Below are 13,528 nucleotides of genomic sequence, written 5' to 3'. Positions count from 1 at the left end.
GGGGCAAATACCATCAATGCGCCGCCGTGTCCGCCGTCTTGGCCGCGTGATTGGCGCGTGCCAACTCACGAGCCGCGCTCACGGCCTGCGTGCAAGCTTCCACGCAGAGCAAGGGCAGCACACCGGTCTGCTGGTAGGCATCCCTTGCTGGGGGCAGTTTTGCCGGAGGCAGCGAGGTCAGCGGCTGCTCAGGCGTAAGTGACCACGTGATGGCGCGCAGGCACTTCGTGGCGGGGTCACACACCTCCGCCACCATCTGTTGCGCCTGCTCATCGGTGATGTTCTTCGCGAAACGGTACATGCCCGTCTGGCGGCCCAGGGTTTCGCGCAGTGGCACTGGTTGCAGGGTGCCAGCGAGCCAGTGTTCCCACAGGCCCACGGCAGCGGGGTAGAGGAAGTCCAGCGCGAGCAGCAACTCCGAGGTGTTGGAAAGTTCGAGTACCCAGCCGTGCCGCAGATTGGGTGCGGTCCTCACGGCGCGGAAGTTTCCGGCGTCATCATAGGTCGCGATGGTGCGTGCTTCTTCCGGCGCTTTGAAAGCCTGCAGCCCACCACGATTTTCGGCGTCATCCACATGATGGCAATGCCATGAGCCATCGTCATTGCGATTCACCTGCACTTGCCCGATGCGGAAGCCGTCCTTGCGCGAGAGAAGAAATTCGAGCGCATCGCTGTGCTTGGTCAATGAGCCACCGGAAGACACCGAGGGCTCCTGAGTCAGTCCATGCCGCGCCTTGAAATCGCGCACCTGATCCAAAACCACATCAGCCATCAACGCCTCGGTGCCAATCGCGCTGCTGTAGTACAGCTTCCGCCCCTGGAGGTCGTGTGGATTGTGCCAGAAGACATCGTTCTGGCTCGCCGCCGCCGTGGGTTCATTCGTGATGCCGAGCAGCACCGGAATGTCCTGATAGCTGTGCAGGCCATCCGCGATGAAGAAGGGAACCACGACCACATTCGGTGCCGTACTCATCTCATGCCACTTCGCCACGAAGGGCGCTTCTTCCATGTAGGCATCGAGCACTTCAGCAAAGCCATGCCCGCCCTCACGGATGAGCGCCACCTGGTCCTTGATCGCCTTCGTGGAGTTTTCATTCAGGCTCGTGCCATGACCTACGATGATGAGCGCGGTTTGATCACGTGGCACACCGGGTGCCACTTCATCGGCACGCTTCAGCAGTAGCTTCGTCATGCTGGGATGCACGCCCACGGGATCGCAATAGTAGATGCTCGTATCTCCGCGCTTCGTGATGGGACCTTCGAGGCGCAGCTCTCGCGGAATCACCTCCTGACAAAAGTACCCTTCGCTGATGAAGTTCGGCACCACGAAGATCTCCTTGCTCTTCACCATGTAGAACACCTCACGCATGGAGGGCTCTTCCTTCCAGAAGCAGCACACCACTTCATCGAACACACCGCGGCGGCGAATCTCGTCCGCATGCTGATGCGTCGGCGTGCTGGAGTCGGGGTTCAGCGTGGAACCGTGACCGACGAGGATGATGGCGGTGGACATGAAGGGGCGTGCGGAATACGAGGTGGCGTAGGACAATACGTCTGGCAAAGCGCTAATATGCTGCCTTCGTGCTCGCGCTCAAACGTTGCAAGGCGTTAGACGGACAGTTTTCCCGTGCACCAGCCTTCCACCAGTGCCGCCACGGTGGGCGCCATGAATTGGAATTCCTGATCGATCGGGTGGTAGGCCCACAGACCTTCATGATCCGCCCGGTATCCAAAGTCGATGCCCCCAACACCCGACCTTCCGATGGCGAAGAAGTTTGTTTCGTCTGTGACGCAAGAGTGCTCCAAAGGCACAATCACAAGTGTCTGCGAGGCTTCGTCGAAGTGGCCTCGCGTGGACCATCCATCCTCGAAGTACTCGCGGCATGCGAAACGGCGATACTCTTCGGGCACGTTCATGAGCGGGCCGTTCTTTTTGGGGGATCTAGCGGAGTGTCCTTGGAATAAACACCGCTTCCATGCCCGCTGCCTTCGCGGCTTCCAGTCCGCTGCGGCCGTCTTCGAAGACGAGGCAATCTTCCGGCTTCACGCCCATCTGCTCCGCGGCGAGGAGGAACATGTCTGGCGCAGGCTTGCCGCGCTTCACGTTCTCCGGCGTGATGATGATGGGGAAAAGATCGATGAGTCCGGTGTGCGTCAGGCACTCGCGCACAATCGGCGCTTCACTGCCGGAGGCCACGGAGATGGGGAACTTCCCGTGCACGGAAATGGCGAAGTCTGCGACGGGATTCACGCGCTGGATCTCTTTGATGCGCTTGCGGAAGATCTCCGACTTCGTCTCCACCACGGCGCGGGGGTCCACGTTCACGTTGTGCAGACCATTGAGGACCACCACGGTGTCATACTCGGGTACGCCGGCGAAGTGGTAGAACTCCTCCTCCGTGAAGGCGTAGGTCGCGCCGTTCCTCCTCAAGGCTTCCACCCAGCACACGTAGTGAATGGGCATGGAGTCGACCAGGGTGCCATCGCAGTCAAAGATGTAGGCGGCGAAGGAGCGGTCGGGGAGGGGAAGCATTGTATTTGAGTGAGGAGTTATGGGTGATGAGTTAAGAAGGAGCGAGGAGGGCGAGGTCCGGCGTGCGTGCGGAGCCTCCTTCGCGTGCGTCAGTGCCAGTCGCCAGCGCTGGATTGAAACGTTTTGGATTTGCCGAGATGCGAGCCAAACCAGAGGATGTAGTGGTCTTTTGAGTCCCGCTGGTAGTGGATGGGTGAGCCCTCTTTTTCCACGACACCGATGTGCACGAGGGAGTCGGGGTACTGCTGGTACCTCTGGCGATACATTTCGAGCTCGGCCTGGATGGGCCGGGCCGCCTGCATCAGGCTCTGTTCGCGGCGCCAGTCGCTGGACGCCATCCACAGAGCCGCGATGCTCACGAGGAGTGGGAACACCGCAGCACGCGCGAGCTTACGCCAGTTCTGGCGCAAACTCCGCACTTCGGGCTCGGGTTTCCGCATTTCTTCCTTAGATGCTGTGATCGCTCGTCACGGCGCCGGAACTGGAGCCGTTTTTCGAGGTGGCGTGAGCGGTGGCTTCGGCGGGGAGGGCAGCGGTGGTGTTGCCACCCACGAGCTTGCGGAAGATGCGCTGGGGGAAGCTGTTGCCGCGTTCCTCGGTTTCGAGCTGGGTCAGTGCCTGACTCTTGGCGATTTCCCAAGCGGGGGCGAAGCCGGGGGCATTGATGGTCATCTGTTTTTCGGCGCGCGCGTAGATTTCCATCTCACGCTGCAACTTGTTGTCACTGCGGTCATTGAGGCGGCTGATCTGCAGGCGCATGCTTTCGTTTTCCTTGCCGATGCGCTCGCGCTCCTTCTGCAGGTCCGAAAGCTGCTTGTGCTCCAGATCCATTTTGTCGCTCAGCATCTTCTTGTACCGGCGGAATTCAGTCTTGGTCTTCCAGTGAGCGCGGAAGGAGGAGACATACAGCAAGAAACCGAGGACGAAACCGATGATGAGTGCCCAGAGGTGGATCCAGTCGAGATGGAGGTTCATGAGATGGGTAATGTACGCGCAGCGGCCGTTGTGACAAGGCGTAGCACTTTCATAAGGAATCGGCGGCGGTTAATAGCTGTGAATAAAAATGAGTTCTAAATTAGTTCAATTATCTTGACCTTTAAGCCTTGAAACATAGACTCGGAACCATAATTGCTCGCATTAGAGCGGCAGTTGCCCCACTGCTTTGGCCAGATGACGCTTAGAAACCACAAGATCGCAGTATTGAAGGGAGGCCCCGGCTCCGAGAGGGCGGTGTCCCTCAAGTCTGCAGAAAGTGTGACGGAAGCTTTGCGGAGCTTGGGCGCGGATGTCGTTGAGGTTGATGTGCTCACAACCGAGTTCCATGTGCCGAAGGATGTGCTGATCGCGGTCAATATGATTCACGGTACGTTCGGTGAGGACGGCGGGATTCAGGCGGCTCTGGAAAAGCTCGGCGTGCCCTACACGGGCGCCGGGGTGGAGACCAGCCGGCTGGCGTTCGACAAGGTGCTGAGCAAGCGCAAGTTTCTTGAAGCGGGTGTCCCCACGCCGCGCAGCCAGGTGCTGCGTCTTGACGGAGCGGACGAACTCGAACTGGCCCTGCCGGTGGTGGTGAAGCCCCCCTGCGAGGGCTCCAGCGTGGGTGTGCACATCGTTCGCACCAAGGACGAGTTGGCTGCTGCGCTCGAAGACGCGAAGAAGTACGGCGACGAGACTCTCGTCGAAGAGTACATCGACGGTCTTGAGCTGACCGTGGGTGTGATCGGCGACCAAGTGCTGCCTGTCATCCACATCGAGCCGGTAAGCGGCTTCTACGACATCAACAACAAGTACCCCTGGATGTCCGGCACGGGCAAGACGCTCTACCATTGCCCGGCGGATCTCGATGCGCGGGTGACTGCGCGGGTGCAGCAAGCGTCGCTGGACGCCATGCGCGCTCTGGGTGTGGAGGTGTATGGCCGTGTGGATGTGATGCTGAGAAAGGACGGGGAACCCTTCGTCCTGGAGATCAACACCATCCCCGGCATGACCGTGAGCAGCCTGCTGCCGAAGGCGGCGCGGGTGGCTGGTTTGGAGTTTCCGCAACTGATGGAGCGCATCATTGAGCTTTCACTGAGGGCACGGGGGAAGGACTGACCTTTCACGCTTATGTGGAAAAATGTTTTCTGACAAACTATTCCCCAAGAACAGAAAGCGCCGCGCCAACGCGACGCGGGGGAATTATGCGTTCAGAAGCCGGCGCAACAAGGTGCATCATGTGCGCCTGGATGTGCATCGCCTGGAGATGAATCCGGAGACGGCCGCCACCCGTCGTGAGCAGCGCCGCAAGGCCATGCGCTGGGGCTTCAAGTTTGCCGTGGCTGCGCTCATGGCCATCAGTCTCTTCAGTGCGGGCCGCATCGTGGTGCGAGAGGCGTTTACGAACAACACGCGCTTCCAACTCCAGCACATCTCCGTGATTACCGAAGGCGAGCTGATGCCTTCGCAACTGATCACCGCCAGCGAGCTCAAGACCGGCATGAACATGCTGGACATCGGCCTCGTGCAGGTGCGTGAGAAGCTGGAGGCCCTGCCCCAGGTGCGCCACGCGAAGGTGACGCGCGGCTATCCCGGCCTCGTGCTGCTGGAGGTGGAGCAGCGTCGACCTGTGGCCTGGCTGGAGTGTCCCGAGCAACGCTTGGAAGCGAAGGTCGCCGGCTACGGCTGCCTGCTGGATGATGCCGGTGTGGTGCTGCCCAGTGATGAAGTCACCGAGGCGCGCCGCAAGCTGCCCGTCATTCGTGTGGCGAAGATGCAGCGCCTGAAGCCCGGCCATGTCATTGAAGCGCCCGAAGTTCTCCAGTCCCTGCAACTGCTGAAGGCTCACGAGGAAAGCGCGCTGGCTCATTCCATGCGCATCCGCCGTATCGATGCCTCACGCGGCTACTCGCTCGCGGCGCAGTATGATGCCCTTTTCACCGTGATCTTCCCGGTCGATGAATTCGAGCCGCAGATCCGGCGCTTGGAGCGTGTGGTGAACGAGGCTGCCCAGCGCAACTGGGAGCTCGCCACCGTCGACCTCCTCGTTGAAGACAATGTGCCTCTCACTCTCCGTGGAACTCCCGTCATGGCGGTGCCGGTCCCTGAACCGGCGCCGCCTGCCACGACTCCACGCCGCCCGACGGTCCGCCGCCAGCTCGCCCGCAATAACTGACCTCTTCTCATCGCAACCCAAATCCGTATCCCATGGCTCGTAGCAACATCTATGCTGGACTTGAGATTGGCACGTCGAAGATCTGTGTCGTGGTCGGAGAGGTGAAGAAGGACGGCGCGATCAAAATTCTTGGCGTGGGCCAGGCTCCCTCGCGTGGCATCCGCAAGGGTGAGATCGTGGACTTCGACATCGCGCAGACGTGTTTGAATGACGCGCTGCTCCGTGCCGAGGACCGCAGTGACGTGATGATTCGTAATGTGTTCCTGGGAGTTTCCGGCGCGCACATTGAGAGCCTGAACAACGGCGGTGTCTACCGCCTTCCCTCCGACCAGAGCACCATCACGGAGGACGACCTTGAGGACGTGCGTGAGATCGCGTGCAACGTCGATATCCCACAGAACCACGTCTTCCTCCACCGCATCGCGCGCAAGTACGGTGTGGATGGCCAGGAGCAGGTGCGCTCGCTGATTGGCCGCCCCGCGGAGCGCGTGGAGGCGGAGTTTCACATCATCCACGGTGTGCGCAGCCGCGTGCAGAATTCCATCCGCCTCGTGCGCCAGATTCCGCTGGAGGTGGAGGACGTCGTCTTCCTCCCACTCGCAGCCTCCCAGGTCGCGCTGAACAAAGATGCGAAGCAGGGCGGCGCCCTGCTCATCGACTTCGGCGGTGGCACGGCGGACTACGTGCTCTACGTGGACGGCATGCTCACCGCCTCCGGCTGCGTGCCACTCGGCGGGGACCATATCACGAATGACATTTCCATGTGCTTCCAGATCCCCCACGCGCGCTGCGAGCGCCTGAAGGTGGAGGAAGGTTCGGCCATCTTCGAGGGCGTGGACCCCAGCGAAATGCTGAAGGTGGATGATGAGAACGGCATGTACGTGGGCGAGATCGAGCGCGCCATGCTGAATGAAGTGATTCACCTCCGCACGCGCGAGATCCTCGAGCGCGTGCGCGAACGTGTGGAAGAGCACCTGCCGAAGCTTGGCGCGGGGGTCTTCCTGACGGGAGGCGTGAGCCTCATGCGCGGCATCGATGTGGTGGCGCGCGATGTCTTTGGCGTGCGGGTCACCCGCACTGGCTCCTCCCCGCAGGGCGGCGCCACCGCCACCTATGAGAATCCCTGCTACTCAGGCCCCATTGGCCTCATTCGTTACGCCCAGTTGATGGATTCTGAAAAACCCTGGCTGTCGCCCTTCGCCAAGCTTGGCCGGCGCATGGTCGAAATGTTCAGCTCCTGGACCATGTAGCCGCCCTGAGCGCTGCATCCTTCCCGGAAGTTGGACGACGCGACAGCCAAACTTTGACCGGCCCCAGATTCACTCTGGTGCTTTGACCGTTTTTGAGTTACACACCCTTAGCCAGCAACCAACCGCACCCTCAACCACCCAGGCTTATGGTAGAATACCAACGCAACCAGGGCGAATCCTCGCCAACGTCATCCCTCAAGATCTGTGTCGTGGGCATCGGCGGTGGTGGTTTGAATGTGCTCGACCGCATCTGTCTGGATCGGCTCATGGAAGTGTCCCTGGTGTCCATGCACACGGATGTGCGTGTGCTCGGTCATGCGATGGCGCCCCTGAAGATTCAGCTCGGGGCAGACATGATGCGTGGCATCGGCTGCGGTGGTGACCCTGAACTGGGGCGTGAAGCCGCGGCCTCCTCGGCCGAGCAGATTCGTGCCGCCATGCAGGGGCATGACATGGTCTTCATCTGCGCCGGCCTGGGTGGGGGTACCGGCTCGGGTGCGGCGCCCGTGGTCGCGCAGATCGCGCGTGATTTGGGTGCCATGGTGTTTGTGTTCGCCACGATGCCCTTCTCCTTTGAAGGCCGCCGCCGCGTCATGCAGGCGGAGCTGGCTTTGGAAGACTTGCAGCGCAGTTGCGACGCCGTCATCCTCTTTGAAAACAACCGCATGGGCGAGCTGGTGCTCCCGAAGGAAGGCATCCAGAAGGCCTTCAGCCAGGCAGACCAGCTCATCGGCCACAGCGTGCGCGCCATCTCCACGATGGTTACGCAGCCCGGCGTGGTGCGCATGGGTCTTGCCGACCTCATGACCGCCCTGCGCAGCCCGAATGCCCGCTGCCTCTTCGGCTTCGGCGAAGCCCGCGGCACCAACCGCGTGCAGGAATCCCTCAAGCGCGCGCTCAAGAGCCCGCTCGTCAACCAGGGCCAGCTTCTTCAGAACGCCCGCAACCTGCTGGTGCACATTGCCGGTGGTGAAAGCCTCACGCTCGCCGAAGTGGAGATGCTCATGAAGCAGCTCGGCAAGTATGTGCCGGAGGAGACGCAGATCATGTTCGGCCTCGCGGTGGACGCGAAGCTGGGAGACATGATGACCGTCACCCTCGTCAGCTCCCTTACGGCGCAGCAGATGTCCTTGGAGCCCTCGGCCGATGCGGTGGTGGAGCCGCGCATCACGAGCCGACCACAGCCCGCTCCTAAAGCCCCAGCGCCCGTTGAGAAGGCTCCGGCCTACACTGGCAATGGTCTCCAGCTTCATGCTCCCGTGAGCGTGGATGAGTATGTCCCTGCGCCTGCACCTGCTCCGGCCCCTGTCGCCGTGGCTGCACCCGCGCCGTTGCCGCCCCCCGTGCCTGCGCCCGCTCCCAAAGCGAAGGACCCGCTGCCGGCGGAGCTGTTCGCTGAGTTTCATCAGCAGCCTGCCGCGCAAGCTCCCGTGCCTGTTCCGGCACCAGTTCCCGTGCAGCAGCCCGCTCCCCAACCGCAGCCTCGTCAGGCTCCGGTCGTGGCCCCGCCCGTGCAGCAGGCCCAGCAGGAAGTGACGCTTTTTCAGGAACCCGCTCCCGTTCAGCAGCCGGTCCCTTCCGCACCGCTGATGATGGAAGCTCCGCAGCCGCTTCCCGTGCCTCCGCCGGTGCGTACTACCATTGAGCAGACCCCGGCTCCGGTGTATGCACCAGAACCGGCGGTGCAGGCTTTCGTGGCACCCGCACCTGTTCTGGCTCCTGAGCTCGCACCAGTGGTGGCCGAAGCCCCCGCGCCTGTGCCTGCTCCGGTCGCTGCGCCCGAGCTTATTCTCGCACCTGAGCCTGCTCCTGTAGCCCAACTGCCGCAGCCTGTGCCCGCGTTCGAACCTGAGCCTGTGCGTGCCGAAGCTCCGTTGCATGAGACGGTGGAGCCCGAAGCTCCCGTGGTCGCGAAGGAGCAGTCCATCAAGGCCGCCAGCATCGTGGTGCAGGCCAAGCAGCGTGATGAGGAAGAGCCCAAGCCGCTCGTGAAGCAGTCCATCTTCTCCATGGTGGAGGACGAGGAAGAGGAAGAAGAGGAGGAGGAGGACGAAGACGAGGAATTCACCGACGAGATGGAAGACGAGGAGACGGAAGAGGAAGAAGAAGTGCAAGCTTCCGCTCCCGCCGATCCACGCTCACCCGAAGCTGCTGGTTCGCATTGGGCAGACAAATACATCCAGCCCAAGCCCCACGCCGGAGCGCAACCAAGCGTCGAACCTCGTCGCGAGCCCCAGCGCACGTTGCAGACCACCGCGTCCGCACCCGCGAAGAAAGTCATCGAAGCGAAGCAGCCCTCCCTGAATCTTCAGCAGGTCCAGCAGGACGAAGTCGCCCGCTTCAAAGGCACCGATAAGACTATCGTGGATGGCGACGACCTCGACATCCCCACCTGGATGCGCATGCGCGGCAAGGTGAAGCGATAGTCGCTGACCCGGTCATCAATCACAAAACACAACGGGGATGCTGGCAGTGCCGCATCCCCGTTTGTTTTGGAGTATTGTGATTCTTTTTTTCACCATGGCTCGCATCGTTCGGCGAGCACATGCCTTTCGTTTAAGGGCATGGTTGATATGTGAGGCACAGTCGAAGCCGTTCCGCGCACTACTCCCTTCAAGGCAAACGTCCTTCCACCAAAGATGCGGTAGGGATGCGCTCCTGCGCGTCCGACTTTAGGTGGGCGGAGGTGGTGTGGAACTGTGGTGCGAAACGGCCTCGCTACGTGGCATCTCCCTCCACCTCCGCCCGCTATCTACGGACGCGCAGGAGCGCATCCCTACCGCATCTTTGGTGGAGGGACGTTGAGATGCGGAGCCCATGGTGGCTCAAGGGCTCGAGTGAATGTCCGTTTCGACGTCTCCGACTTTCTCTACGACCCCAAGCACAAATCAATCCACGTCGCGTTTGTGGCTCCCAGAACGAAATGATGTGTCACCCCTTCGTCAGGAAGCCCAGCCCAGCGCACCACCTCAATCCTCCACCTCTTCACGCGGCTCGGCCAATCCGAACAGGTACTCCAGATCTTCGCGTCCAAGATTCCGCGCAAAGCTTTCTTCGCCGAGCACGTCATTGCTCATCATCTGCTTCTGCTGCTGCAGCAGGCGGATCTTCTGTTCGATGGTGTCCTTCGCCAGGAGGCGATAGGCCATGACAGGCTGCGTCTGGCCGATGCGGTGAGCTCGGTCGATGGCCTGGTTTTCCACGGCGGGATTCCACCAGGGATCGTAGAGGATGACATAGCTCGCCGCAGTGAGGTTCAGACCGCTGCCGCCCGCCTTGAGTGAAAGCAGGAACACCGAAGGTTCCGGATCCGTCTGGAAGGCTTGCACGACTTCCGCGCGGTTCTGTGTGGCGCCAGTGAGCCAGTGGAAGGGACGGCCCAGAGCTGTCAGTTTGTCCCGGATGATCTTCAGCATCGAGACGAACTGCGAGAAGACCAGCACCTTGTGCCCTTCATCGTGCAACTGATCCAGCAGCTCCAGCAGCGCATTGAGTTTGGCGCTTTCCTCGTTCTCCGCGCCGGGCTGTACGAGGGCAGGGTGGCAGCAGATCTGACGCAGGCGCGTGATGGCCTGCAGGATGGCGAAACGGCGCTTGTTCAGGAGGTCCGCACCCGTCGCGGTCAGGATCATGTGCTGAGCCTGCGCGAGCTGATCGCGATAGAGCTTCTCCTGGAGACCGCTCAGTTCGCAGAACATGTTTTCCTCGGTGCGCGGCGGCAGTTCACGAGCCACCTGGCCTTTGGTGCGGCGGAGAATGAAGGGACGCAGTCGCGCGCTGAGACGCTCCGCAGCGCGGTCATCCTTGCGGCGGTCGAAGTGGCGCTGGAAGTACGCACGATCCCCAAGCGCGCCGGGCGTGGCGAAGGTCATGAGGCTCCAGAGATCCAGCAGGCGGTTCTCCAGCGGCGTACCGGTGAGCACGAGGCGATTCTGCGCGTGAAGCTGTCTCGCAGCCTGGGCCACCTTGGAATCGGGGTTCTTGATCTGCTGGCCTTCGTCGAGAATGGCCGCGAGCCAGTTCACCTTTTGCAATTCATCAATGCAGGCGCGGAGCTGCGCGTAGTTCAGCACGAGCACATCGGATTCCTGCTGCAGGCGTCGGAGGTCCAGCGTGTCCTTTTCACGCAGCACTTCCACCCGCAGCGCAGGCGCGGCCTTGCCGAACTCAATGGCCCACACATCCAGCACCGACTTCGGGCAGACCACGAGGCACGGCGCGAGTTTGTCTCCGTTGTTTTCTGCCGCGCGCTGACGCAGCCACAGCACCCATGCGATGCTCTGCACCGTTTTGCCGAGACCCATGTCATCCGCCAGCACACCACCGAAGCGGTTTACCGTGAGGTAGGAGAGGAAATGGAAGCCATCCACCTGATAGGGACGCAGCGTGATGCTCAGGGCATCCGGGACCGGAGCCTTGGTTTCCAGATCAAGACGGGCAAGGCGATCGCGAATGCGCTCCCACAATTCCGGCGGCAGGAAATCCTTCTTCTGCTGCGCGGCAAGCTGACGCGCGTGGATGGGATGCGCCTCATCCGAAAGCTCATTGATGTCAAGCCCGAGGGCCGCGATCGTATTCTGCTGCTCTTCGGTGAGCTCCAGCTTCACACTGCGCCACGTGCCATCTGCCAGTCGCACAAATCCACCACGCGCCGCGATGAGCTTGCGAATCTCCGCCGGCTTCAACTCAAGACCCTCGATATCAAAAACCAGACGCAGGTCGAACCAATCGATGCCCGCCTCATTCACTTCCAGGCGCACCGTGGCTTTCAGCGGATCCGCGAGGATGGTCTCCAGCTTGGTATCCGTCTCCAGGGTCATTCCGGGGGGCAATGCCGCGGCCCACCCATGGAACTGCTCTGGAAACGTCTTCGTGATGCGCACGCGGAAGGCGTCCAGCTCGGGGTCATATGTGGCCTTGAGCTGGTCGAGCATCGGCGGCACTGCATCCAGTGCCGCACGGTCATAGCAGGGGATGCAGCCCTCTTCGTCACGCTGCAGTTCCGCAACTTCCCAACGCCGTCCACGCAACGTCTGCTCCAGCAGACCATTCGAGCTGATGGCAGAGGCCGTCACCGCAATGTGCTCCGTGCCGCCCTGGTCCACCTTCGGGAGGCAGTGCGCTTTCAGGTGCACTTGAAAGGTTTCATGCCGCACCTTCTTCGCCAGCGAAGGTGGAAGCTCCACCCCGAGGCGCTTCAGAAAACGCACGCCATCTTCCGTGGCGAGTGCGGCCACGGGGATTTCGATGCTGGTGTGTGCCGACGTGCCCTCTTCAAACGAAGCAGGTCCGTGGAACACCGTGTCACTGCTCAGGTAGAGGGGCTCCGCCGCAGGCAGGCTGCGCAGTGGCTTCGGAGGTTCCTGACCCTCGGCATCCGTGAGTACCAGTAGCACGGCATGCAGGTTGCCATCGCTGCGCAGAATCTCACGGGCAGACCAGCGCAGGGGTTCCTCCGCGCGGTCGAAGGGAGTTTCATCGAGGGTGATGAGCGCAGTGGAGAGTTCCGCCTGGTTGAAAAGCGATGCTAGCCAGCGAGCCGCCGCCACGTCATCCAGGCGCACGATAGGGCGAATCTGATCCCGCAGCGCGCGCGATGCCGACTCCAGCACGAGCCGCGAGGGCAGGGGAAGGCGCAGGGCATTCTGATGTTCCAACAAAAGAAGCTGGTCCAGCTCAGGGTCGGTGAGATTCCGCCAGATGGCCGTCGGCTCATTGCGAACCTGGAAGCGCGCTTCGTTCGGCGTGATGAGGAGGCGCAGTTCCACGTCGAGCGCGCCGGGAGTCTCCCGCTGGCCAAACTCGCGGATGATGCTCGCCCAGCGGGGCAGGTCTTCCTGCTGATGCCACGAGGCCAGCTTCGCCTGCACCCCGGGCAGATCCGTGATGCTATCCAGGAAGGAGGGATAAGTCAGCTTCCGCTCGGTGAGTGCCGCGGCGAGGTAGTTCCAGAAATCCACCACTTCCCGCGGTGGCTCGGGCCACAGGCGCAGGGGATCGTAGCTCTGCACGGGCCAGCGCGAGTTCAGCCGGACCAGATCATGGTCATAGATCTCACCAAGGGCGCGGAAGCGTTCGTAGCGCTTCTCCACCTTGGTCACGTATTGCTCTTCGGAGGCCGTCAGCTGGCGGGTGAGCCGCTCCTCAATCACATCTTGCAGGCTGCGCTGGACCTGCGTGGGTGTGCCATCCTCCTTGCCGGCGGCTTCTGTCTCCAGCATGGCGGCGCACTGGGCGATCCCGGCACCTTCAGGCTCAATCGTCGGGGCATTCGTACGGCCCCGCCAACCGCGTGCCGTCCTGGCCAGGAAGACGCGGACAATCTCCTCTTCCAGAGCCACTTCCGCCTCCACCGCTTCCTCGTCGAGTTTGAGCATCCGTACCTTGCCATCCTCCACGAGGGAGCGGGCGGCGGTGACGGTGGCCTCATCGAATGCGGATATGAAGGCTTCGACTTCGCTGGCGCTTGGCATGGGTCTTTGGGAGGGGGACTCGGGAAAAAGTGCGGATCGGTACCTGTAGCACAGGGGGAGGAGTCGGCGCAAGGTGTTGTGGGGATTTGTCGGTTCTTCAGAAACCTGTGATTGTTGCGCC

10 protein-coding genes are annotated in these 13,528 nt (G+C 61.7%); 4 read left to right on the top strand and 6 right to left on the bottom strand.

The annotated features are described in order from the left end of the window. Window positions 1-13: 13 nt before the first annotated feature. The 5 genes from G5S37_RS21155 to G5S37_RS21135 form a co-directional block, all read right to left on the bottom strand. Window positions 14-1,513, bottom strand: coding sequence for a CbiX/SirB N-terminal domain-containing protein (locus G5S37_RS21155; RefSeq protein WP_165206432.1), 1,500 nt, complete (start codon window positions 1,511-1,513; stop codon window positions 14-16). A 95-nt stretch (window positions 1,514-1,608) separates the two neighbouring features. Beyond that, window positions 1,609-1,917, bottom strand: coding sequence for a hypothetical protein (locus tag G5S37_RS21150; RefSeq protein ID WP_165206431.1), 309 nt, complete (start codon window positions 1,915-1,917; stop codon window positions 1,609-1,611). 25 nt (window positions 1,918-1,942) lie between these two features. After that, a complete protein-coding gene (locus tag G5S37_RS21145) occupies window positions 1,943-2,533 on the bottom strand; it encodes an HAD family phosphatase (RefSeq protein WP_165206430.1) in 591 nt (196 codons plus the stop codon). An 89-nt stretch (window positions 2,534-2,622) separates the two neighbouring features. Beyond that, window positions 2,623-2,973 carry a hypothetical protein gene (locus G5S37_RS21140; RefSeq protein WP_165206429.1) on the bottom strand — a complete coding sequence of 117 codons (351 nt, stop codon included), beginning with the start codon at window positions 2,971-2,973 and terminating at the stop codon, window positions 2,623-2,625. A gap of 7 nt (window positions 2,974-2,980) precedes the next feature. Next, window positions 2,981-3,508 (bottom strand): hypothetical protein, encoded by a 528-nt coding sequence (locus G5S37_RS21135; RefSeq protein ID WP_165206428.1) that lies wholly within the window; start codon window positions 3,506-3,508, stop codon window positions 2,981-2,983. 195 nt (window positions 3,509-3,703) lie between these two features. On the opposite strand from G5S37_RS21135, the gene G5S37_RS21130 reads away from it, so the two are divergent. From G5S37_RS21130 to G5S37_RS21115, 4 genes are all read left to right on the top strand, one after another. Next, window positions 3,704-4,627, top strand: coding sequence for a D-alanine--D-alanine ligase (locus tag G5S37_RS21130; RefSeq protein ID WP_165206427.1), 924 nt, complete (start codon window positions 3,704-3,706; stop codon window positions 4,625-4,627). 22 nt (window positions 4,628-4,649) lie between these two features. After that, the gene (locus G5S37_RS21125) at window positions 4,650-5,684 is read left to right on the top strand and encodes an FtsQ-type POTRA domain-containing protein (RefSeq protein ID WP_165206426.1); all 1,035 of its coding nucleotides are present in this window, start codon (window positions 4,650-4,652) and stop codon (window positions 5,682-5,684) included. A 32-nt stretch (window positions 5,685-5,716) separates the two neighbouring features. Next, a complete protein-coding gene (ftsA, locus tag G5S37_RS21120; RefSeq protein ID WP_113960300.1) occupies window positions 5,717-6,934 on the top strand; it encodes a cell division protein FtsA in 1,218 nt (405 codons plus the stop codon). Between the two features lie 146 nt (window positions 6,935-7,080). Then, window positions 7,081-9,360: a cell division protein FtsZ gene (locus G5S37_RS21115; RefSeq protein WP_165206425.1), complete on the top strand. Its 2,280-nt coding sequence runs from the start codon at window positions 7,081-7,083 to the stop codon at window positions 9,358-9,360. Between the two features lie 543 nt (window positions 9,361-9,903). Here G5S37_RS21115 and G5S37_RS21110 read toward each other — a convergent pair. Beyond that, on the bottom strand, window positions 9,904-13,407 hold the full coding sequence (locus tag G5S37_RS21110) for a DEAD/DEAH box helicase (RefSeq protein ID WP_165206424.1): 3,504 nt from the start codon (window positions 13,405-13,407) through the stop codon (window positions 9,904-9,906). Window positions 13,408-13,528: the final 121 nt, after the last annotated feature.

Source organism: Roseimicrobium sp. ORNL1 (assembly GCF_011044495.1).
GTDB lineage: Bacteria > Verrucomicrobiota > Verrucomicrobiia > Verrucomicrobiales > Verrucomicrobiaceae > Roseimicrobium.
The sequence above is the reverse complement of the archived record's forward strand: the minus strand, read 5'-3'. Positions and strand labels throughout refer to the sequence as shown.

What these genes read in the sequence shown, in the direction of transcription:
- G5S37_RS21155 (WP_165206432.1), bottom strand. Translation starts at nt 1,513, where the DNA reads ATGTCCACCGCCATCATCCTCGTCGGTCACGGTTCCACGCTGAACCCC.
- G5S37_RS21150 (WP_165206431.1), bottom strand. Translation starts at nt 1,917, where the DNA reads ATGAACGTGCCCGAAGAGTATCGCCGTTTCGCATGCCGCGAGTACTTC.
- G5S37_RS21145 (WP_165206430.1), bottom strand. Translation starts at nt 2,533, where the DNA reads ATGCTTCCCCTCCCCGACCGCTCCTTCGCCGCCTACATCTTTGACTGC.
- G5S37_RS21140 (WP_165206429.1), bottom strand. Translation starts at nt 2,973, where the DNA reads ATGCGGAAACCCGAGCCCGAAGTGCGGAGTTTGCGCCAGAACTGGCGT.
- G5S37_RS21135 (WP_165206428.1), bottom strand. Translation starts at nt 3,508, where the DNA reads ATGAACCTCCATCTCGACTGGATCCACCTCTGGGCACTCATCATCGGT.
- G5S37_RS21130 (WP_165206427.1), top strand. Translation starts at nt 3,704, where the DNA reads ATGACGCTTAGAAACCACAAGATCGCAGTATTGAAGGGAGGCCCCGGC.
- G5S37_RS21125 (WP_165206426.1), top strand. Translation starts at nt 4,650, where the DNA reads ATGTTTTCTGACAAACTATTCCCCAAGAACAGAAAGCGCCGCGCCAAC.
- ftsA (WP_113960300.1), top strand. Translation starts at nt 5,717, where the DNA reads ATGGCTCGTAGCAACATCTATGCTGGACTTGAGATTGGCACGTCGAAG.
- G5S37_RS21115 (WP_165206425.1), top strand. Translation starts at nt 7,081, where the DNA reads ATGGTAGAATACCAACGCAACCAGGGCGAATCCTCGCCAACGTCATCC.
- G5S37_RS21110 (WP_165206424.1), bottom strand. Translation starts at nt 13,407, where the DNA reads ATGCCAAGCGCCAGCGAAGTCGAAGCCTTCATATCCGCATTCGATGAG.